20 protein-coding genes are annotated in these 21,248 nt (G+C 70.3%); 12 read left to right on the forward strand and 8 right to left on the reverse strand.

Going from position 1 to position 21,248, the window contains the following annotated elements; all coding sequences use genetic code 11:
- Nucleotides 1-128: 128 nt before the first annotated feature.
- Nucleotides 129-995, reverse strand: coding sequence for a universal stress protein (locus tag GP2_RS05620; protein WP_006899511.1), 867 nt, complete (start codon nt 993-995; stop codon nt 129-131).
- A 132-nt stretch (nt 996-1,127) separates the two neighbouring features.
- Here GP2_RS05620 and glsA point away from each other — a divergent pair, with 132 nt between their 5' ends.
- Together glsA and nucS are read left to right on the forward strand one after the other, a co-directional pair.
- Nucleotides 1,128-2,561: a glutaminase A gene (gene glsA / locus GP2_RS05625; RefSeq protein ID WP_006899512.1), complete on the forward strand. Its 1,434-nt coding sequence runs from the start codon at nt 1,128-1,130 to the stop codon at nt 2,559-2,561.
- Nucleotides 2,562-2,663: 102 nt separating this feature from the next.
- Complete coding sequence (gene nucS, locus GP2_RS05630) at nt 2,664-3,347, forward strand: endonuclease NucS (RefSeq protein WP_006899513.1); 684 nt, start codon at nt 2,664-2,666, stop codon at nt 3,345-3,347.
- Nucleotides 3,348-3,423: 76 nt separating this feature from the next.
- On the opposite strand, the gene GP2_RS05635 is transcribed toward nucS, so the two are convergent.
- Nucleotides 3,424-4,377, reverse strand: a complete 954-nt coding sequence (locus tag GP2_RS05635; RefSeq protein WP_040526503.1) for a coiled-coil domain-containing protein — start codon at nt 4,375-4,377, stop codon at nt 3,424-3,426.
- Between the two features lie 268 nt (nt 4,378-4,645).
- Nucleotides 4,646-5,128 carry a methylmalonyl-CoA epimerase gene (mce, locus tag GP2_RS05640; RefSeq protein ID WP_040526504.1) on the reverse strand — a complete coding sequence of 161 codons (483 nt, stop codon included), beginning with the start codon at nt 5,126-5,128 and terminating at the stop codon, nt 4,646-4,648.
- A gap of 85 nt (nt 5,129-5,213) precedes the next feature.
- On the opposite strand from mce, the gene GP2_RS05645 reads away from it, so the two are divergent.
- The 5 genes from GP2_RS05645 to GP2_RS05665 all read left to right on the forward strand — a co-directional run bounded on the left by GP2_RS05645 (nt 5,214) and on the right by GP2_RS05665 (nt 9,525).
- Nucleotides 5,214-6,416 carry an acetyl-CoA C-acetyltransferase gene (locus GP2_RS05645; protein ID WP_006899516.1) on the forward strand — a complete coding sequence of 401 codons (1,203 nt, stop codon included), beginning with the start codon at nt 5,214-5,216 and terminating at the stop codon, nt 6,414-6,416.
- A gap of 103 nt (nt 6,417-6,519) precedes the next feature.
- Nucleotides 6,520-6,915 (forward strand): DUF3817 domain-containing protein, encoded by a 396-nt coding sequence (locus tag GP2_RS05650; RefSeq protein ID WP_006899517.1) that lies wholly within the window; start codon nt 6,520-6,522, stop codon nt 6,913-6,915.
- 16 nt (nt 6,916-6,931) lie between these two features.
- A complete protein-coding gene (locus tag GP2_RS05655; protein WP_006899518.1) occupies nt 6,932-7,246 on the forward strand; it encodes a thiamine-binding protein in 315 nt (104 codons plus the stop codon).
- Nucleotides 7,247-8,512, forward strand: coding sequence for an MFS transporter (locus GP2_RS05660; RefSeq protein WP_006899519.1), 1,266 nt, complete (start codon nt 7,247-7,249; stop codon nt 8,510-8,512).
- Between the two features lie 59 nt (nt 8,513-8,571).
- On the forward strand, nt 8,572-9,525 hold the full coding sequence (locus tag GP2_RS05665; protein ID WP_006899520.1) for a tetratricopeptide repeat protein: 954 nt from the start codon (nt 8,572-8,574) through the stop codon (nt 9,523-9,525).
- Between the two features lie 93 nt (nt 9,526-9,618).
- Here the strand turns inward: GP2_RS05665 and glgB are convergent, their stop codons facing one another.
- From glgB to GP2_RS05690, 5 genes are all read right to left on the reverse strand, one after another.
- Nucleotides 9,619-11,868: a 1,4-alpha-glucan branching protein GlgB gene (gene glgB, locus GP2_RS05670; protein WP_006899521.1), complete on the reverse strand. Its 2,250-nt coding sequence runs from the start codon at nt 11,866-11,868 to the stop codon at nt 9,619-9,621.
- 1 nt (nt 11,869) lies between these two features.
- A complete protein-coding gene (locus tag GP2_RS05675; RefSeq protein WP_006899522.1) occupies nt 11,870-13,870 on the reverse strand; it encodes a maltotransferase domain-containing protein in 2,001 nt (666 codons plus the stop codon).
- A gap of 141 nt (nt 13,871-14,011) precedes the next feature.
- Nucleotides 14,012-16,108 (reverse strand): ATP-dependent DNA helicase, encoded by a 2,097-nt coding sequence (locus GP2_RS05680; RefSeq protein ID WP_006899523.1) that lies wholly within the window; start codon nt 16,106-16,108, stop codon nt 14,012-14,014.
- Nucleotides 16,109-16,195: 87 nt separating this feature from the next.
- Nucleotides 16,196-16,813, reverse strand: a complete 618-nt coding sequence (locus GP2_RS05685) for a nicotinamidase (protein ID WP_006899524.1) — start codon at nt 16,811-16,813, stop codon at nt 16,196-16,198.
- Between the two features lie 37 nt (nt 16,814-16,850).
- Complete coding sequence (locus GP2_RS05690) at nt 16,851-18,155, reverse strand: nicotinate phosphoribosyltransferase (RefSeq protein ID WP_006899525.1); 1,305 nt, start codon at nt 18,153-18,155, stop codon at nt 16,851-16,853.
- Nucleotides 18,156-18,175: 20 nt separating this feature from the next.
- Here GP2_RS05690 and clpS point away from each other — a divergent pair, with 20 nt between their 5' ends.
- The 5 genes from clpS (at nt 18,176) to GP2_RS05715 (ending at nt 21,248) form a co-directional block, all read left to right on the forward strand.
- A complete protein-coding gene (gene clpS / locus GP2_RS05695) occupies nt 18,176-18,499 on the forward strand; it encodes an ATP-dependent Clp protease adapter ClpS (protein WP_006899526.1) in 324 nt (107 codons plus the stop codon).
- A gap of 79 nt (nt 18,500-18,578) precedes the next feature.
- The gene (gene aosR, locus GP2_RS05700) at nt 18,579-19,154 is read left to right on the forward strand and encodes an oxidative stress transcriptional regulator AosR (RefSeq protein WP_006899527.1); all 576 of its coding nucleotides are present in this window, start codon (nt 18,579-18,581) and stop codon (nt 19,152-19,154) included.
- Nucleotides 19,155-19,286: 132 nt separating this feature from the next.
- Nucleotides 19,287-20,384: a P1 family peptidase gene (locus tag GP2_RS05705; RefSeq protein ID WP_006899528.1), complete on the forward strand. Its 1,098-nt coding sequence runs from the start codon at nt 19,287-19,289 to the stop codon at nt 20,382-20,384.
- A gap of 178 nt (nt 20,385-20,562) precedes the next feature.
- A complete protein-coding gene (locus GP2_RS05710; protein WP_006899529.1) occupies nt 20,563-20,970 on the forward strand; it encodes a M67 family metallopeptidase in 408 nt (135 codons plus the stop codon).
- Between the two features lie 2 nt (nt 20,971-20,972).
- Nucleotides 20,973-21,248: a MoaD/ThiS family protein gene (locus tag GP2_RS05715; RefSeq protein WP_006899530.1), complete on the forward strand. Its 276-nt coding sequence runs from the start codon at nt 20,973-20,975 to the stop codon at nt 21,246-21,248.

Consider the following 21,248-nt stretch of genomic DNA (forward strand, 5'->3'; position numbering starts at 1 on the left):
AGTGGGCGGTTGCGTCTCGTCTGTCGAACGACGATGTCCGAACCGCCGGCAACGGGCGGATGAGAAATGCCCCGCGACCATCCGGTCGCGGGGCATTTGCAGCCTTCATGCGAGATCAGTCTGCAGGGTCAGTCAGAACCCTTGGGCACGACGATGATCGGCACCGACACCGCGCGCAGGATCTTTGCCGCGGTGGCACCGAGGAAGAGCGTGCCGGGCGAGGCCAGTCGGCTCGAGCCGACCATCACGATGTCGCCGTCATGCCACTCGAGCGACGCGATGGCCTCCTCGATCGTGTCGCCCTGGACGACGGTGGAGGTGACCGGGAAGTCTTCCGGCAGTTCGGCCCTCGCGGCCTCGAGCGCCTTCTGCGCGTGCTCGCTGGCCTTCTCGACGGCGGCGTCCTCCGGTGCGTTCCGCCAGGGCTGCATGTCCCCGAGCGCGAGCAGCGACACGAGGCGGATCGGCCGGTGGGCGCGGATGCCACTGCGGATGGCGGTCTGGAACAGCAGGGGAGCACCCGGACGGTCTCCGATCGTCACGGTGATCTCGCGGACCTCGTCGGCGCCGAGATGGGCGAATCCGGGAGGAGCGACCGCCACGGGGATCGGCGACGAGTGGAGGATGTCGTTGACGTCGGTTCCCAGGGTGTGACGACCGAGGATGCCGCCGCCGGCGCCTCCGATGACGAGGATGTCGGCGGAGATGCGTCGTGCCTCGATGATGAGGCCCTCGGCCGGGTTGGGGTGCTCGGCGATCGTCGTCGTGGACTCGATGTCGTCGGGCAGGCGCGAGGCCGCCTCGTCGAGCCACTTGCGCGCCGCGTGGTCGAGTGCGTCGGAGAGCTTCTCGACCGCGTCGTCGGCCCCTGGCGGCTCCGGCGGGATGACGATGCAGATCTCGAGTTCGGCGTCGAAGGTCCTGGCCAGGCAGGCGCCCAACGCGACGGCATCCTCGCCGCCCGAGGTGGCGATGTATCCGACGAGTAGCTTCATCGTGCCTCCCAACTACACATGACCGACCCTGTGCCAGCCTAGTCATGGTTTGCCGGCGGTTCCGGCGCGTCGGAGTCACAGCGCTGTTGTGTCACGCTGTCCGATCGGCGTCGGACGCGCTTAGATTGGCCCATGGAATCCCTCGTCGACGGCTATCTGCGCCACATCATGGACAACGTCCGTCCTGACCGGTCCGGGCACGTGGCCGACTACATCCCCGAGCTGGCCCGGGTGGACCCCGAGGGGTACGCGTTGTCGTTGTGCGTGCACGACGGCCACACCTACTCGCTCGGGGACTCCGCGACGTCGTTCACCATCCAGTCGGTGTCCAAACCGCTCACCTATGCGATGGCCCTGCATCGGCATGGTCCGGAGGCGGTCGACGCGAAGATCGGGGTGGAGCCGTCGGGCGAGGCGTTCAACGAGATCAGCGTCGACGACCGCAGGCGGCCGAAGAACCCGATGATCAACGCGGGCGCGATCTTCGCGGCCTCGATGCTGCTGCCGTCGAGGCGGGATGTCGACGAGGCCGACATCGACGCGGCCTTCACTCAGATCCTCGAGTTCTACTCCGGTTGTGCCGGCCGCCGCCTGGAGATGGATGCCGACGTCTACGCCTCCGAGAAGGCGACCGGGTCGCGCAACCGGGCGATCGCCTACATGCTCGACAGCTTCGGCGCCCTCGAGACGAGCCCCGACGCGGCACTGGACCTCTACTTTCGTCAGTGTTCGATCCGGGTGACCACCGAGGACCTCGCCGGGATCGGCGCGACCATCGCCAACGGCGGTGAGAATCCCCGGACCGGTCGCGTCATGTTCTCCCACGAGATCGCCCAGCGCGTGCTCTCGGTCATGACGACGTGCGGCATGTACGACGGGGCGGGGGACTGGGTCACGTCGGTGGGACTGCCGGCCAAGAGCGGCGTCGGCGGCGGGATCCTGGCGGTTCTGCCCGGCCAGCTCGGCATCGGCGTCTACTCCCCGCGACTGGACGAGCACGGCAACAGCGTGCGCGGCGTCGAGACGTGCGAGCACCTGTCCCGGGATCTCGGGCTGCACATGTTCAACGTCACCCGCGAGAGTCGGGTGACCATCCGGTCGGTGTACGACCTCACCGACATCCCGGTCAGCGACGACTGGACCGATCGGGAGCGCAGCTACCTCCGCACCTGCCGCGACAAGGTCCGTGTCTACGAACTCCAGGGCGACCTCACGTTCGCGGGCGCCGAGAGCGTGCACCGGAGGCTCCTCTCCGACATGGACGACTACGCCGCGGTCATCGTGGAGATCTCGCGTCTCGGAGTCGTCGACGCGGTGGCGCGAACCATGGTCCTGAGCATCAAACGCGCACTCTCCGACACCGGCCGGCGTGCGGCGCTCGTCGATCCCGACGGGCTCGTGCGGGCCTGGGTGGAACGACAGCGTGAAGCGTGGACGAATCCGAAAGACAGTGCGCCGGTTGACCTGAAGGGCTTCGATCCGGCGCTGCCGCATGTGCACGCGACGATGGAGGAGGCGATACTCGACGTCGAGACCTTTCTGCTGAAGGACGCCTACGACGAGTGACCCGGCGCGACGGCCCCGCGGCGGTCCGGTGTTTTCCGGAGGCGGCGCCAGACCCGGCGCGGGGACGTGAGGCCACCGCTGCCGATGCCCTAGGGTGGGCACGTGCGTCTCGTCATCGCTGAGTGTCAGGTCGACTACGTCGGGCGGCTGACCGCCCACCTCCCCATGGCCAAGAGGCTGTTGCTCATCAAGTCCGACGGGTCGGTCAGCGTGCACGCGGACGACCGCGCGTACAAGCCGCTGAACTGGATGAGCCCGCCGTGCTGGCTCACCGAGGCCGCCGTGCCGGACGGGACCGAGGCCGAGGCCTATTGGGTCGTGACCAACAAGGCCGGCGAGGAGCTCCGGATCACCATCGCGTCGATCGAGCACGACTCGCAGCACGAGCTGGGCGTCGATCCCGGCCTGGTGAAGGACGGCGTCGAGGCCCACCTGCAGGAGCTGCTCGCCGAACACATCGAGGCGCTCGGGCCCGGTCACACCCTGATCCGCCGGGAGTACATGACCGCGATCGGACCGGTCGACATCCTCTGCCGCGACGCGGAGGGAAAGACCGTCGCCGTCGAGATCAAACGACGCGGCGAGATCGACGGTGTCGAGCAGCTCACGCGTTATCTCGAGCTGCTCAACCGCGACACCACGCTGGCCCCGGTGTCCGGGGTCTTCGCCGCGCAGCAGATCAAGCCGCAGGCCCGCACGCTCGCGGAGGATCGCGGAATCCGTTGCGTCGTGCTCGATTACGACGCCCTGCGCGGTGCGGAGAGCAACGAGTTCCGGCTGTTCTAGAACAGCCCTGACATGACACGACGCAGGGCCGCGCCGACCATCCGGTCGGTCGCGGCCCTGCGTCATGTTCGGCGTCTCAGGCGTTCGCGCGCGCGTCGGGCGACAGCTTGCGGTTGAGCAACTCGAGATCGTCGGTCTCCGACAGCAACTCGTACTCGGAGTCCTCCGGGCGCGCCAGCAGCTCGGGCAGCTCCGCCAGTTGCTCGCGGAGCCGTCCGAGGTTCGCGGCGATCTCCTGGCGGGTGTGGTCGGCGGCCTGGGCCATCTCGCGGGACCGGCTCAGACGCTCGTTGGCGATGTCGAGGGCGGTCTGCCGGATGTGGGCGGCCTCGTCGAGGGCACGTTCGCGCTGGTCGGCGAGCTCGGCTTCCTGACGCTCCCGCTGCTCGGCCAATTCGCGCCGGGTGACCTCTGTCAGCTCTGCGGCCTCCGCCTCGGCCTTCTCCACGATGCGGCGGGCCTCTTCGTGGGCAGCCTGCATGGTCGTGGAGTGCTCGGCCTCCATGGCGGCGGTGCGCTCGGCGATCAGGCGGGCCGACTCCGCCTCGTTCTTGGCCGCGGTCTCCTTCATCTCGCGGGCCCGCGCGGACGCCTCGTCGAGCATCTTCGTGGCGGCGGCCTCGGCCTCGCTGCGGACGCGTTCCGCCTCGGCGGCGGCCTCGGCGCGCATGTCGTCGGCTTCCTGACGCGCGACCGACAGCGTCTCGGCGGCCTCGGCGGAGGCCTCGGCACGCATCTCCGAGGCCTCGTCGGAGGCGAGCTGGAGCATGCGGGACAGCCGCTCGCTCATCCCCTGGGCGGTGGTCGGCGGAACCGACAGCTTGTCGACCTCGCGCCGCAGCTCGGCTATCTCCTGGCGCGCCTCTTCGAGATGGGCGGCGAGCTCGTTGGCGTTGGCGGTGGCGGCGTCGCGATCCGCGGCGAGGACCCGCAACTCGGCGTCGAGTCGCCGGAGGTGCTCGGCGACCTGCTCACGGTCATAACCGCGCATCACGATCGCGAAGGGCAATTGCCGTGCAGGACCTGACATGACGGCCAGTGTATCGGAGGAGCGTGCCGCGGGAGCCCCGTCGACCGGGCGGGTCCGCCCACGTCGACGCCCCGTCGGTTCGGCGTCCGGAGTCCGTTCGCGAGACGACGATGCCGGTGGAGCGGGGCTCCACCGGCATCTGTTTCGGGCATGGGCCCGAGGCGCTTTCGAGTATGAGCGGCAGGCGCGGTCGGATGAGCGGGGGCGCCGAGGAGACCCGTGGTCAGTGCGTCCTGCCGTCAGGGGCCCTCGCCTGCGACCCTCGTCGTCAGTGCGCCGCGTCGGCCGCGGGCTCGACGAGCTCGAGCAGCACGCCGCCGGCGTCCTTCGGATGGACGAAGTTGATACGCGAGTTCGCGGTGCCGCGCTTGGCCTCCGGGTAGAGGAGGCGGACACCCGCGCCGGTGAGGCGGGCGGCCACGGCGTCGATGTCGGTGACCCGCACCGCCAGCTGCTGGAGACCGGGGCCGTTGCGGTCGATGAACTTGGCGATGGTGGAGGACTCGTCGAGCGGGGCGAGCAACTGGATGAGCGTGCCGCCGCCGGCCGGGCCGACCATGGCCTCCTCGACGCCCTGTTCCTCGTTGGTCTCCTGATGCAGCGACTCGAACCCGAGGTGTGTCGCATACCACTTCTTGGCGGCTTCCAGGTCCGGAACGGCGATACCGACGTGGTCGATCGCGACGACGAGGTCGGAGATCAGCGCGGTCGCGCCTGCGGGGGTACTGGGGTCAGTTGCAGAGGTGCTCATGTCACAACGGTAGCGTTGTGGGTCAGAGCGCACAGAGCGGGCGCTCGGTAAGCCCCCTCGCACGACATCCCCGGAGGTTCCCTCAATGTCCTCGAACGCTGACAACACGACGGTCATCGTCGCCGGCGCACGCACCCCGTTCGGCCGCCTGTTGGGGTCGCTGAAGGACTTCAGCGCCGTCGACCTCGGAGCGATCGCGGTCAAGGGCGCCCTGGAGAAGTCCGGTGTCCCGGCCTCGGCGGTCGACTACGTCATCATGGGCCAGGTGCTGACCGCGGGGGCGGGTCAGATGCCGGCCCGCCAGACCGCCATCAAGGCCGGTATCCCGTGGGATGTCCCGACCCTGACCATCAACAAGATGTGCCTGTCGGGCATCGACGCGATCGCGCTCGCCGACCAGCTCATCCGCGCCGGTGAGTTCGAATGCGTCGTGGCCGGCGGCCAGGAGTCGATGACCCAGGCCCCGCACCTGCTGCCGAAGAGCCGCACCGGCTTCAAGTACGGCAACACCGAGCTCGTCGACCACACCGCCTTCGACGGACTGCACGACGCCTTCACCGACCAGCCGATGGGCGCACTGACCGAGCAGGGCAACGACACCGACGGCTTCACCCGCGAGCAGCAGGACGAGGTCGCGGCCCGCAGCCACCAGCGCGCCGCGGCGGCCTGGAAGAACGGCCTGTTCGACGACGAAGTCGTCCCGGTGGAGATCCCGCAGCGCAAGGGCGACCCGATCGTCTTCAACGAGGACGAGGGCATCCGCGCCAACACCACCGTCGAGTCGCTCGCCGGCCTGCGCCCGGCCTTCCGCAAGGACGGCACCATCACCGCGGGCAACTCGTCGCAGATCTCCGACGGCGCGGCCGCGGTCATCGTGATGTCCAAGGCGAAGGCCGAGGAGTTCGGCGTGTCCTGGATCGCCGAGATCGGCGCCCACGGCGTCGTCGCCGGCCCCGACTCGAGCCTGCAGGCGCAGCCGGCCAACGCCATCGCGAAGGCCTGCGCCCGCGAGGGCATCGACCCCGCCGACCTCGACCTCATCGAGATCAACGAGGCCTTCGCAGCTGTGGGCCTGGCATCGACCAAGCAGCTCGGCGTCGACCCGGAGAAGGTGAACGTCAACGGCGGCGCCATCGCCATCGGCCACCCGATCGGCACCTCCGGCGCCCGCATCACCCTGCACCTCGCACTGGAGCTCAAGCGTCGCGGCGGCGGCATCGGCGCGGCCGCACTGTGCGGTGCCGGCGGCCAGGGCGACGCCCTGATCGTCCGCGTCCCGAAGGCCTGAGGGGCCTACCGACGGGCCTGAGGCCCGTTCCGAACCGGTCCGACGGGGGAGACGTCTACTACACTTTGTCGTAGGCGGCTCCCCCGTTCGGCACAATGGAGCCATGTTGTCTTTCTTCGACCTCACCACCCCCGCGAAGCGCTTTCGGTTCATCGCCGTGGCCGAGGCCATCACGTGGGCGTGGCTGATCGTCGGCATGATCCTCAAGCGCGTCAACGACGATCCCGAGGCCATCGCGCTGCCGGGTGCCGTCCACGGCGCGGTGTTCATCGTCTTCGTGCTGGTCTCGCTGGTCAGCCACTTCCAGCTGAAGTGGAACGCCGTGACGTGGGACCTGCGTCTCGGCGGACTCCGAATCGCCGTGCCGGTCGTGACCCTGCTGGCCCTCGTATCGAGCATCCCGCCGTTCGGCTCGCTCGTCTTCGAGTGGTGGGCCAAACGCAACGGCCACCTCGCGGAACTCTCGGCGACGGAACCGGCCGCCGAGGTCGCCGCCTGAGCGGAGCGTCCTGCCCATGATCGTCGCCTTCAGCCTCAGCCCCTCCGGCGGTGACGCCGTCGACGCCGACGGCGGGATGTCGGAGGCAGTCGCCGCGGCCGTCGAGGTCGTGCGGGCCTCCGGCCTGCCCAACCAGACCACCGCGATGTTCACCTATCTCGAGGGCGAGTGGGACGAGGTCATGGCCGTGGTGAAGGCGGCGACCGAGGCGGTCGCCGCCCGCGCACCGCGGGTCGGCCTCGTGCTCAAGGCCGACATCCGTCCCGGCCACACCGGCGAGCTGACCGGCAAGGTCGAGCGCGTCGAACGTCATCTCGACCCGGATTCCTGAATGCGGGTGATCGCCGCGGCCCCGCCACGCCGGTCCCGACGCGCGGTCGCGGCGATCTTCGCCCTCAACGGGTTCCTGGCCGCGATGTGGGTCGCCCACATCCCGGTCATCAGCGACCGCACCGGCGTCGGTCACGACGAACTCGGCGGACTGCTGCTCCTCCTCGGCGCCGCGGCGTTCGTCGGCATGCAGCTCTGCGGTCCGCTGATCGACCGCTGGGGCTCGCGACCGCTCACCATCGCGGCGGCCTGCCTGCTCTCCGCCGTGATCGTGACGCCGGTCCTCGCGGTCGACACGGTCACACTCGGCGCGGCCCTCGCCGCCTTCGGCTTCGCCAACGGCTGTCTCGACGTCTCCATGAACGCTCAGGCCGTGGCGGTCGAACGCGCCTACGGCCGCCCGATCATGTCCTCGTTCCACGGCTGGTTCTCGGCGGGCGGCCTCGTCGGGTCGGGTGTGGTCGCGGTGACGCTGTGGACCGACGCCGGGGTCGTTCCGACCGTCGCCTGCGCGGCGGCGGCAGGCCTCGTGGTGGTGGCCGTGGTGGCCGCAGACCTCCGCGGCCGGGAGTCGCTCGGCGCGGCCGCCCCGGGCGGTATCGGGGACGAGACCGCGAGCGACGCGAAAGCGTCGAGCTCCTGGTGGGAGCTGGTCGATCGCCGCCGGCTGGTGCTGCTCGCGGTCGTCGCCTTCGGCCTGATGCTCGGCGAGGGGACCGCCTACGACTGGAGCGCGCTGCAGATCGTCGAGTCCCATGACACCGCCGAGGCACTCGGCGCCGTTGCCTTCGGCGCGTTCAGCGCGACGATGACCATCACCCGGTTCGTCGTCGACCGGGCGGTCGGCGCCGTGGGTGCGGTCCGCGTCCTGCGCGGCGGCGCGCTCGTGGGCATCGCCGGGATGGCGCTGGCCATCTGCGCTCCCGGCCCGGTGCTCTCGCTCGTCGGCTGGGCGATCTTCGGCGCGGGCCTGGCCGGATTGATCCCCCAGATCTTCACCGCGGCCGGCAACCTCACCGACGGAACCGGCGGCCGAAGCATCTCGGTCGTCGTCGGCATCGGCTACCTCGGCCTGCTGGCCGGGCCCGCGGTCGTCGGGTTCATCAGCAGCAGAACGTCTCTGGACGTCGGGCTCCTCGCGGCGATCGCGGCACTGATGCCGGCGGTGTGCCTCGCCGGCGTCGTGGGATCGCGAGACGGTTCGTCGTCCGCGGTCGGCGAACCTCGGACATCCGAGCCGGGCGGTCGTGCCACACTAGAGGAGTGACGCGACCAACCAATCGTCAGCAGGCCGCCGCGGCGGCCCGACAGCAGGCTGCTGCCGCCATGGCAATGTCCGGTGCCGTCGATCTCGGCGTGATCAAGGAGCGGGCCGAGGCACAACGTGCCGCCGCCCAGCGCGCCGAAGCGCAACGTGCCCAGACCCAGAACCAGAACCCGGCCGCCGGTGCCGGGGCCCCGGCCGGTCCGCCGGCGGGAGCACCACCCGCGGGGCCCGCGGTCATCGACGTCACCGAGGTGACGTTCGAGGCCGAGGTCCTCGACCGGTCGATGAGCCAGCTCGTCGTCGTCGACCTGTGGGCCGAATGGTGCGGTCCGTGCAAGCAGCTCTCGCCCGTGCTCGAGCGCCTGGCCGCGCAGTCGGGGGGACGCTGGGTGCTCGCAAAGGTGGACGTCGACGCCAATCCCCGTATCGCGCAGGCGTTCCGGGTCCAGTCGATCCCGATGGTCGTCGCGATCGTGCAGGGTCAGCCGGTCACCGCGTTCAACGGTGTCCGTTCCGAGGCGGAGATCACCGCCTGGATCGACGAGATCTTCGCCCAGGTCGGCCATGCGCTGACCGGCGCACCCGCCGACGCGCCGGCCGAGGAGCCGACCGACCCGCGGATGGCGGCGGCCGAGGAGAAGATGAACGAGGGCGACTTCGACGGGGCGCTCGCGGTCTACCGTTCCATCGTCGAGGCCGAACCGGACAACGTCGAGGCGGCGTCGGCGGCGCGGAATCTCGAGTTCATCCTGCGCGCGCGGGCGCACGACCCGTCGATCGTCGAGAACGCAGCGCCGCACGATGTGGACGCGCAGCTCGCCGCGGCCGACGTCCTGCTGCTGTCGCAGAAGCCGGAGGAGGCGTTCGACCGGATCATCGGCGTCGTGCGCGTCACCGCGGGCGACGAGCGCGAGCGTGCCCGGACGCGTCTGCTCGAGCTGTTCGAGCTGTTCGATCCGGCCGAACCGTTCGTCGTGTCGGCGCGCCGCAAGCTCGCCATGGCGCTCTACTGAGCACGACTGGCCAACCGAGAAGGCTCACCGCCCCAGTGGGGAAGTGGGCCTTTCTCCGTCTTCGGACCCGGCGAGGTCGGAGCCGACCGGTGGTCAGGCGTTGCGCGGCGCGAGCCAGATGGCCGAGTTCGCGGGGAGCATGAGCTGCGCGGAGGTCGGACGGCCGTGCCAGGACGGCCCGTCGGCGGTCACCGAGCCCAGGTTGCCCTTGCCGGCGCCGCTGTAGGCGTCGGCGTCGGTGTTGAGGATCTCGTCCCACACGCCCGCGCGCGGCAGACCCAGCCGGTAGTCGGTGCGGTCGACGCCGGAGAAGTTGAAGATGCACGCCACCACGGAACCGTCGGTGCCGAACCGCAGGAAGCTGATCACGTTGTTGGCGGTGTCGTTGGCGTCGATCCATTCGAACCCGAGCGGATCGGTGTCCTGCGTGTAGAGCGCCGGCGTGGCCCGGTAGACGCGGTTCAGGTCGGTGACGAGAGCCGAGATGCCCGAGTGCAGCTCGCCCTCCCAGCCCTCCAGCTGGTGCCAGTCGAGACTGCGGTTGTCCGCCCACTCGCCGACCTGGCCGAACTCCTGACCCATGAACAGCAGCTGCTTGCCCGGGTGCGACCACATGTAGGCCAGGTACACGCGTGCGCCGGCGGCCTTGGTGACGGAGTCGCCGGGCATCCGCGTCCACAACGTCCCCTTGCCGTGGACCACCTCGTCGTGTGACAGCGGCAGGACGAAGTTCTCGCTCCACGCGTACATCAGCGAGAAGGTGATCTCGTGATGGTGGAAGCTGCGGTGCACCTGATCCCGGGACAGATAGTCGAGGCTGTCGTGCATCCAGCCCATGTTCCATTTGAAGCTGAACCCGAGGCCTCCGAGGTCGGTCATCCGGGTGACGCCCGGCCATGCGGTGGACTCTTCGGCGACCGTGACGACGCCCGGGAAGTGCTTGTGCACCGTCGCGTTGGTCTCCTGCAGGAACTGCACCGCCTCGAGGTTCTCGCGGCCGCCGTGGATGTTCGGACGCCACTGGCCGTCCGGCCGCGAGTAGTCGAGATAGAGCATCGACGCGACGGCGTCGACGCGCAGTCCGTCGATGTGGAACTCGCTGAACCAGTACAGGGCGTTGGCGACCAGGAAGTTGCGCACCTCGTGCCTGCCGAAGTCGAACACGTATGTGCCCCAGTCGAGTTGCTCGCCGCGCATCGGGTCGGCGTGCTCGTAGAGGGGAGTGCCGTCGAACCGTGCGAGAGCCCACTCGTCCTTGGGGAAGTGGGCGGGCACCCAGTCGACGATCACGGCGATGCCACGCGAGTGGAGGTGGTCGACGAGATACCGGAAGTCGTCGGGGGTGCCGAATCGCGCGGTGGGTGCGTAATACGAGGTGACCTGGTAGCCCCACGACCCGCCGAAGGGGTGCTCGGCGACGGGCAGGAACTCCACGTGCGTGAACCCCTTCTCGACGACGTAGTCGGCGAGCTGGTGCGCGAGGTCGCGGTAGGAGAGGCCGTGTCGCCACGACCCCAGGTGCACCTCGTAGATCGACATCGGCTCGCGCTCGGGCGCCGACGCGGCGCGCCGTGCGATCCAGGAGTCGTCGGACCACTCGTGCGTCGACACCGTCACCACGGAGGCGGTCGACGGGGGAGGAGTGGTCCGGTACGCCATCGGGTCGGCCTTGTCCCGGACCACGCCGTCGGCGCCGTGCACGCGGAACTTGTAGAGCGCGCCGTCGCCGACGTCGGGGACGAACAACTCCCAGACCCCGCTGCTGCCGATCCTGCGCATGGGCGCACAGCGACCCGACCAGTGGTCGAAGTCGCCGATGACGGCGACACCGTGCGCATTGGGCGCCCACACGGAGAACGCGGTGCCGCGGACCTCGCCGTCGGGGGTGGTGTAGGAGACGACGCGGGCGCCGAGCACCTTCCACAGTTCCTCGTGCCGGCCCTCGCCGAACAGGTGCAGGTCCATCTCCCCGAGGCTGGGCAGGAACCGGTAGCCGTCGGCGACGACGAACTCCGAGGTGCCGCCGTCACCATCTGGGTAGACGACCCGGTAGCGGTAGTCCATCAGGTCCGCGACGGGAACGGTGACGACCCACAGGTCGTCGGTCTGGCGGGTCATCGGGTGGTCGACGCCGCCGATCACCGCCGACACCGAGACCGCCCCGGGCCGCAGGGTTCGCAGGATCGTGGTGCCGCCGGGCGCCTCGTGCGCGCCGAGGAAGGCGTGCGGGTCCGGGTGGGTCAGGGAGTCGAGACGGCGCAGGTCGTGGTCGGTGGCCCGCGGGTCGGGCAGTGCGGAAGCGGTGTCGGGGGCGGACTCGGGATCGCGATCGGTCACGGGCACCTCACTGGAGTCGGTAGGCGAGTCGCGCGGCCACCGCCGGGTCGAGCGGCGGTAGGGCGAGGATGTGGGCGACCGCGCGCCAGGGCTCGAGCCGGACGTAGTTGTCCTGGCCCCACCAGTACTCCTCGCCGGACACCTCGTCGATCACCGGGAAGCGGTCGTACCACTCGAAGCCGAGCTTGGGCAGGTCGAGCCAGACGGTCGATTCCTCCGCGCCGAAGGGATTGAGGTTGATGACCACGATGACGCGGTCGCCGGACACCGGATCGATCTTCGAGTAGGCGATCAGCGACTCGTTGTCGACGTGGTGGAAGTGGATGTTGCGCAGCTGTTGCAGCGCGGGGTGCCGGCGCCGGATCGCGTTGAGCGAGGTGATCCACGGCTCCAGCGACTCGCCGCGGCCGGCGGCCGCCTTGTAGTCGCGCGGGCGCAACTCGTACTTCTCGGAGTCCAGGTACTCCTCGCTGCCCTCGGCCACCGCGACGTGCTCGTACAGCTCGTAGCCGCTGTAGACGCCCCACGTGGGTGCGAGCGTCGCAGCGAGCGCGGCCCGGAGCGCGAACATTCCGGGGCCGCCGTGCTGCAGGCTCGCATGCAGGATGTCCGGGGTGTTGACGAACAGGTTGGGTCGCGCCTCGTCGGCCTTGGCCGCGAGTTCACGGCCGAACTCCTCGAGCTCCCACTTGGCGGTCTTCCACGTGAAGTACGTGTAGGACTGGCTGAATCCCAGACGGGCCAGGCCGTACAGCCGCGCGGGACGGGTGAACGACTCGGAGAGGAACAGCACGTCGGGATTGCGCTTCTTGACCTCGGTGATCAGCCATTCCCAGAAGTTCGGCGGCTTGGTGTGCGGGTTGTCGACGCGGAAGATCTCGACGCCGAGTCCGACCCAGTGCAACACCACCTTGAGCACCGCGCGGTAGATGCCGTTGCGGTCGTTGTCGAAGTTCAGGGGGTAGATGTCCTGGTACTTCTTCGGCGGGTTCTCGGCGTAGGCGATGGTGCCGTCCGGCTGGATGGTGAACCACTCGGGATGCTCGGTGGCCCACGGGTGGTCGGGGGCGCACTGCAACGCGAGGTCGAGCGCGACCTCCATCCCGAGCTCGCGGGTCCGGCTCACGAAGTACCGGAAGTCCTCCTCGGTGCCGAGCTGCGGGTGGATCGCGTCGTGCCCGCCGGCGGCCGAACCGATCGCCCACGGGGACCCGACGTCGTCCGGTCCGGCGACGAGGGTGTTGTTGCGGCCCTTGCGGTTGACCTCGCCGATCGGGTGGATCGGGGGCAGGTAGACGACGTCGAAACCCATGTCTGCGATCCGGGGCAGGTCCTCGGCGGCGGTGAGGAACGTCCCATGCACGGGGTTGCCCTCGTTGTCCCAGCCGCCGGTGGACCGCGGGAAGAACTCGTACCAGGAGCCGTAGAGGGCGCGGGACCGGTCGACCCACACCCGGTAGGTGCGGCTCTTGGTGACGAGCTCGCGGACCGGGGCGTCGTGCAGCAGTTCGGCGACCTCGTCGGAGATGGCGAGGGCCACCCGGTTCTCGACTCGGCGGCGCCGGGCGCGGAGCAGACGGGCGGCGTCGATGAGCAGCTCGCGGTTCTCGTCGGCCTGCAGCTCGGCGGCCCGCTCCAGGACGCGGGCACCGGTCTCGAGGTCGTTGGCCAGATCTGCGGCGCCCTGACCGGCGTCGAGCTTCTTGAGGACGGCCGAACGCCACGTCAGGTACGGGTCGCTCCAGGCCTCGATGCGGTACGACCAGAAGCCCACCCGGTCGGGGACGAAGGCGGCGTTGAACGTGTCGGGTTCGGGTGCCGGCGTCATCCGGATGTCGAGGACGCCGCGCCGCGGGGCCTCCACGTGCAGGGTCACGCCGAGTGCGTCGTGGCCCTCGCGCCAGGCCGTGGCACTGACCGGGAAGAACTCTCCGACAACGGCTTTCGCGGGATGCTGACCGGCCGAGACCAGGGGTTGGATGTCGTCGATCCCCATGCGCCCGATCACTCGAGGCCTCCTCTCGTCAGCTCCCGCGATTGGCCAGGGTGCCTGATGGATCTCGCCTGCGTTGGAATCACCGCTACCCAACCTAGTGCCCCGCGCACGGGCTTGTCTTGTCGTAGGCCGACGCGGGGCGGCGGGTGGGGGTCAGCCCACCGGGCGGGGTGCGGCGGCCAGGCGGGACAGCGCCGAGCGGACGACCGCGGGATCGGTCGTCCGCCACATCGGCGGGAGAGAGGCGAGGAGGTATCCGGAATAGCCGGCCGTGGCGAGTCGGGAGTCGAGGACCGCGACGACCCCGCGGTCGTCCACCGATCGCAGCAGTCGTCCTGCTCCCTGGGCCAGCAGCAGTGCGGCATGGTTGGCCGCGACCGACAGGAAGCCGTTGCCCCCGCGGGCGTCGACCGCGCGTTGCCGGGCGGTCAGCAGCGGGTCGTCGGGGCGCGGGAACGGGATGCGGTCGATGATGACCAGGCTCAGCGAGGGGCCGGGCACGTCGACCCCCTGCCACAGCGACAGCGTCCCGAACAGGCAGGTCTCCGGGTCCTCGGCGAAGCGGCGGACCAGCGTCGAGGTGGTGTCGTCGCCCTGGCACAGCACCGGGAAGTCGCTGCGTTCCCGGATCGCCTCGGCGGCCTCCTTGGCCGCGCGCATCGACGAGAACAGGCCCAGCGTCCGGCCGCCGGCGGCCTTCACGAGATCGGCGATCTCGTCCATGGTGCGCGGCGCGATCCCGGAGCGTTCGGGCCGGGGGAGGTGCTTGGCCACATAGAGGATGGCCGATTTCGGGTAATCGAACGGGGAACCGGCGTCGAGGCCGGTCCAGCGGACCGAGCCGGAGTCCGACGGCACGGCCTTGCCGTTGGCCGTGGTGCCCCGCGCGGCGGCCGGATCGGGGCCGGGTTCGTCGGCGGCGGGCCGATCGGTGCCGCGCCCGGAGGCGGGCAGGCCCCAGGTCGCGGCCAGCGCGTCGAACGACCCGCCGATGGTCAGCGTGGCCGAGGTGAGCACGACCGTGGAGTTGGAGAACAGCGACGCCCGCAGCAGGCCGCCCACCGACAGCGGCGCGATGTGCAGGACCGGGCGGGGCTCGGCCCCTCGCCGGGAGGTGTCGAGCGACACCCACACCACGTCGCGTCGTTTGGACTCGTCCGGTTCGTCGAAGGCGCCGAGGACGCGGACGACCGTGTCGTGCATGTCCTCCAGCGTGGTCAGCGCCGCCGATCGGGCTGCGGCGGCGCCGTCGTCGCCTCCGCCGGGCGGGCGGACCGGTCCGATGGCGGTGCGTGTCTGCCACAGCCGATCACGCAGCATCGCCAGGACCGCGGTGGCGTCGGGCGGCAGCTGCGTCCACTGGGTCTTCGGCGCGGACTCGAGTAGTTCGCCGAGCTGCTCGCCGGCGCCGAGTAGCGCGTCGGCGGTCTCCTCGTCGACCAGCTTGCCGACCCGGCGCGACACGAGTGCGACCGATGCCGTCGACAACTCGTCGGTGGCCACCGACGTCATGCGGTCGACGAGTTCGTGGGCCTCGTCGATGATGACCACGTCGTGCTCGGGCAGTACGTTGGCCGGGCTCGTCGCGTCGATCGCCAGCAGCGCATGGTTGGTGACCACCACGTCGACCTTCGCCGACTGCCGCCGCGCCTGCTCGGCGAAACAGTCCTCGCCGTAGGAGCAGTTGGCCGCGCCCAGGCATTCGCGCGCCGACACGCTCACCTGGCGCCACGACCGGTCGGTCACGCCGGGCACGAGGTCGTCGCGGTCGCCGGTCTCGGTGTCGCTGCTCCACTCGCGCAGGCGGGTGACCTCGCGGCCGGTGCGGGACAGCTCGAACGGGTCGAACAGCTCGGTGTCCGGCTCCTCCGCGGTGCCCGCATGGATCTTGTTGAGGCACAAGTAGTTTCCGCGCCCTTTGAGGATCGCGAAGGTGGGCTTGCGGCCGAGGGGCTTCTGCAGCGCGTTCGCCAGGCGGGGCAGGTCGCGCTCGATGAGCTGCCGCTGCAGGGCGATCGTCGCCGTCGACACCACGACGGTGCGCCCGGACTCCACGGCGTGCCGGATGGCCGGCACCAGATAGGCCAGCGACTTGCCGGTGCCGGTGCCGGCCTGCACGGCCAGGTGCTCACCGGTGTCGATGGCGTGGGCCACGGCGTTGGCCATGGTGACCTGGCCCTCGCGGCGGCGGCCACCGAGAGCGGTGACCGCGGCGTCGAGCAGTTCGGTCACCTCGGGTGTGTTGGCCATGGGGGAGTGCGGCGTCCTTCGTGAAGAGTGCGGAGTCGGGTGGCGGGGCTGCTGCTGTTCAGACGGAACGGCCCGCCCGTCGGTTCCCTAGGTCTGAGAGGAACCGGTGGAACCGTCGTAGATCAGGTCGCCGACGAGCTCGACCCCGGCCTCGCGCATCTGCTTGCACGCCGCCTCGCAGGTCTTGTCGGACACCCCGGCCGTGAAGTTCAGCAGCACCCGGGTGGTGAAACCCTCCGCGGCCGCGTCGAGCGCGGTGGCGCGCACGCAGTGATCGGTGGCGATGCCGACGATGTCGACGGAGGACACGTGGTGGTCGCGCAGCCACTGCGCCAGGGTGGTCCCGTCCTCGGCGGCTCCCTCGAAACCCGAGTAGGCCGCGGCGTATTCGCCCTTGGAGAAGACCTCCTGCACCGGGTCGGTGTCGAGTTCGGGATGGAACGCCACCCCGTCGGTGCCGGCCCGGCAGTGCGGCGGCCACGAGTCGACGTAGTCCGGCTCGTCGGAGAAGTGGTCGCCGGGATCGATGTGGTGGTCGCGGGTCGCGACGACGGTCTCGTACTCGCCGAGGATCTTCGAGATCGCGCGCGCCACCGCGGCGCCGCCGCTGACCGCGAGCGCGCCGCCCTCGCAGAAGTCGTTCTGCACGTCGACGACGATCAACGCGTCGGCCGGCGTGGTGCCGTCGTTGCGTTCGATGCTCATCGCAACACTCCCTGACAGATCGAAGGTGTTCTGCTCGTCAGTCGAGCACGTAGCGCGTCGGGACCGCCGGGTCGCCGTGGGACAGGCCCAGGCCCTCCCAGGGCAGGCTCACCAGCCCGGCGGCGAGGCGTTCGCGCGCGTCGGACAGGGTCGGCAGCGGTTCCACCGGCTCCCCGCCGCGGACCAGCGGGATCTGCAGGTCGCGCAGCTGCAGGCCGTCGGCGTCGGGACGTGGTCCGTCGGCGCGGTAGACGATCTCCTCCACGATCGTCCCACTGCTGCGCGCGGCGCGTACCGCCGCCTTCGCCCCGCCCCGCGACTCCTTGTGGCTCGACCGCTTGGCGACGGGCATCCCGTCGACCTCGACGAGCTTGTAGACCATACCCGCAGTCGGTGCGCCGCTTCCGGTCACCAGCGAGGTGCCCACCCCGTAGATGTCGACCGGTTCGGCTCGCAGGGATGCGATCGCGTACTCGTCGAGGTCGCCGGAGACGACGATCTTGGTCTTGGTGGCGCCGAGCGCATCGAGTTGCTCGCGCACCTTTCGGGCGAGGACGCCCAGGTCGCCGGAGTCGATGCGAACCGCGCCGAGCCCGGTGCCCGCGACCTCGATCGCGTTCTGCACGCCCCGGGTGATGTCGTAGGTGTCCACGAGCAAGGTGGTGCCCACGCCGAGGGCCTCGACCTGCGCGGCGAAGGCGGCCTTCTCGTCGGGGCCGTCGGGACCGGTGAAACCGAGCGTGAAGGCGTGGGCGGCGGTGCCCGCGCTCGGCACGCCGAACCGCCGGTTGGCCTCCAGATTCGACGTCGCCGACAGCCCGGCGATGTAGGCGGCGCGTGCCGAGGCGACCGCGGCGCGCTCGTGGGTGCGCCGCGAGCCCATCTCGATGATCGGCCGGGAACCGGCGGCGCTCACCATGCGCGCGGCGGCCGAGGCGATCGCGCTGTCGTGGTTGAGGATCGACAGGACCAGGGTCTCGAGCAGGACGGCCTCGGCGAACGTGGCGCGCACCGTCAGGATGGGCGAGCCCGGGAAGTACAGCTCGCCTTCGCGGTAGCCGTCGATGTCGCCGGAGAAGCGATAGTCGCGCAGCCACTCGACGGTGTCGGGGTCGAGGAACTTCTCGACGACCGCGATCTCGTCGTCGCCGAACCGGAAGTGGGCGAGCTCGTCGATGAGGCGTCCGGTACCCGCGACGACGCCGTAGCGCCGGCCGTCGGGGAGGCGTCGGGCGAACACCTCGAACACGCACCGGCGGTGCGCAACCGGCTGGCGGAGCGCCGCCGCGACCATGGTCAACTCGTAGTGATCGGTCAGCAGCGCGGTGTTGTCGATGCTCACTGTGGCGTTACCCTGTCTTCATGGCGCTTGACGAAACTCGTGCGCACGAGGCTACCCCCGGCGGCACTGCGGTGGCCGAACCCGCGGTCGCCGACGGCGCGGCGGACCTCGACAAGCCCTGGATGACCATCGTGTGGGACGACCCCGTCAATCTGATGCGGTACGTCACCTATGTGTTCCAGAAGATCTTCGGCTACTCCGAGGCGCGGGCCAACGAACTGATGATGCAGGTCCACACCGAGGGCAAGGCCGTGGTCTCCAGCGGCGACCGCGACAAGGTGGAGAGCGACGTGCGCAAACTCCATGCGGCCGGTCTCTGGGCCACGATGCAGCGCGATTCATGAGCAGGCGCTCGGCGTGCCGCGCCCCGCGACCGGGAAGCCCCCGGGACCACATCGGAGACCGGTGAGGGGACACTGACGCGTGCGCACCTGGAAACGCAAAGGGCGCGGGGACGGGGTCCGCATCGTCTCCCAGCTCGACTCCCACGAGGCCGAACTGCTCGCCTCACTGGTCTCGTCGATGTGCGAGCTCCTCACCGAGCGTTCCGACACCGCGCCCCGCGACGCGCTGTCGGAGGTGACCGGGATCCGCACCGGCCACTCCGAGCCGCCGGACGACGCCACACTCGGACGCCTGTTGCCGGATTTCCATCGTCCCGACCAAGACGAGCAGTTGTCGGCCGAGGTCGTCAACGGCCGGCTCAACTCGGCGCTGCGCAGCGTCAACGAGCCGAAGATCATCGACGCCAAGCTCTCCGCGGCACACGTCCTGCTCGACACCCTGCCCGCTAGCGGGGGCGACCTTTCGCTGACCGTCGACGAGGCGGAGGCCTGGCTGACCGCCCTCAACGACGTGCGGCTCGCGCTCGGCGCGATGCTCGGCATCTCCGAGGACACCCCGGACCAGCTGCCGTCCGATCATCCGCACGCGGCACACCTCGACGTCTATCACTGGCTCACGGTGATGCAGGACCTGCTCGTCGAAGCGGTGATGTGACCGCCGCCGGCTGACCTAGAGTTCGGTGGGGACGGTTCGGACCTTTCGGGCATCTCACGTTCTCGGCTGGGTGCCCGGACGGCGGTCGACCGCCACCGGGGACGACACAGGCGGGGGAGAGCGGAGGAACGCGTGACCACCATCGGACGACCCGCCCGGGCCGGTGACCGGATCACCGACGTCGCAGGCATCACCGTCGGGCACTTCCAGCGCGTCGACGCCGATGCGCGCGTGGCCGATCCGGACTCGCCCGACGGGCACGGATGGGCCACCGGAACCACCGTCGTCCGGGTCGCGGCCCCGAACGCGGTCGCCGCCGTCGACGTGCGCGGCGGCGGACCGGGCACCCGCGAGACCGACCTGCTCGACCCGTCGAACACCGTGCAGACCGTCCACGCGATCGTGCTGTCCGGCGGCAGCGCATACGGGCTGGCGGCCGCGGACGGCGTGATGCGCGCCCTGGAGGCCGACGGGGTCGGGCTGCCCATGGACGCCGCCGGCCACGTCGTGCCGATCGTTCCCGCCGCGGTCATCTTCGACCTGCCCGTCGGGGCATGGGACCACCGGCCCGACGCCGGCTTCGGCGCCGAGGCGGTGCGCTCTGCCGGGACCGACTTCTCCGTCGGCAGCGTCGGCGCGGGCGCCGGTGCGCGGGCCGGCTCGCTCAAGGGCGGCGTGGGCACCGCATCGGTCACCATCGCCGAGGGCCCCGCGGCCGGCATCACCGTCGGCGCGCTGATGGTCGCCAACCCGGTGGGTGCCGTGATCGACCAGTCCACGGGCCTGCCCTTCGACCTCACCGACGCCGACCTCGCCGCCCGCGGGCTGAAACGGCCCGACCCCGAGGAATGTTCGGCCGTCGCCGCCCTCGCCGCCAAGCAGACCGTGCTGAACACGACCATCGGGGTGGTCGCCACCGACGCCGCGCTCGACGCGGCGATGACCCGTCGGCTCGCGATGGCCGGGCACGACGGACTCGGCCGGGCCATCCGCCCGGCGCACTCGCCGCTCGACGGTGACACGATCTTCGCCGTCGCGACCGGCGGGGTGCGACCGGAATCGGCCGTCCCGGTTCCGCCCGGCATGCACGCCGATGTGGCGATCGTCGCCGAGGTCGGTCGGCACGCCGCCGAGGTCGTGCAACGCGCGATCGTCGACGCGGTGCTCTCGGCCGAGTCGGTGGCGTCCATCCCCGCCTACCGCGACATCGCGCCGTCGGCGTTCGTCTGACGGCGGCTCTCGGGCGAGGCGACTCTCGGGTGAGGGCGGTTCTCGCGCCGCGCGCGTCCCGTGACCCGGGTCCTGGTCGGAATATGGTGGCGATGTGTGGCGTTGCCAGGCGCGACGCCTCACGGGACGGTGAGATGCCGTCGCACACCCCGCACCTGCAGAGGAGAACCGGTCACAGATGCTCAGGATCGATCAGCACCTCGTCGACGAGATGATCGCGCACGCCCGCGCCGATCACCCGGACGAGGCATGCGGGGTGATCGCGGGACCGGAGGGCTCCGACGAACCGCGCCGGTTCATCAAGATGGTGAACGCCGAGCGGTCGCCGACGTTCTACCGGTTCGACTCCGCCGAACAGCTCGCCGTCTGGCGGGAGATGGATCGCCGCGACGAGGAACCGGTGGTGATCTACCACTCGCACACCGCCACCGAGGCATACCCCAGCCGCACCGACATCTCGTATGCGGGCGAACCCGATGCCCACTACGTGCTGCTGTCCACCCGCGACCCCGAGACCACGGAGATCCGTAGCTTTCGCATCGTCGACGGCACGGTCACCGAAGAAGAGATCGAGATCAGGAGCTGACCATGTCCGTCACCGTGTCCATCCCCACGATCCTCAGGACCCACACCGGAGGCGCCAAGCGCGTCGAGGGTTCCGGTGAGACGCTCGCCGCGCTGATCGACGATCTCGAGTCGTCGAACCCCGGCCTCAAGGAGCGGCTCGTCGCAGACGGGAAGCTGCACCGCTTCGTCAACATCTACGTCAACGACGAGGACGTCCGCTTCTCCGGCGGCCTCGACACCGCCATCACCGACGGTGACGAGGTGACGATCCTGCCCGCGGTCGCCGGCGGCTGCTGA

This window comes from Gordonia paraffinivorans NBRC 108238 (genome assembly GCF_000344155.1).
GTDB lineage: Bacteria > Actinomycetota > Actinomycetes > Mycobacteriales > Mycobacteriaceae > Gordonia > Gordonia paraffinivorans.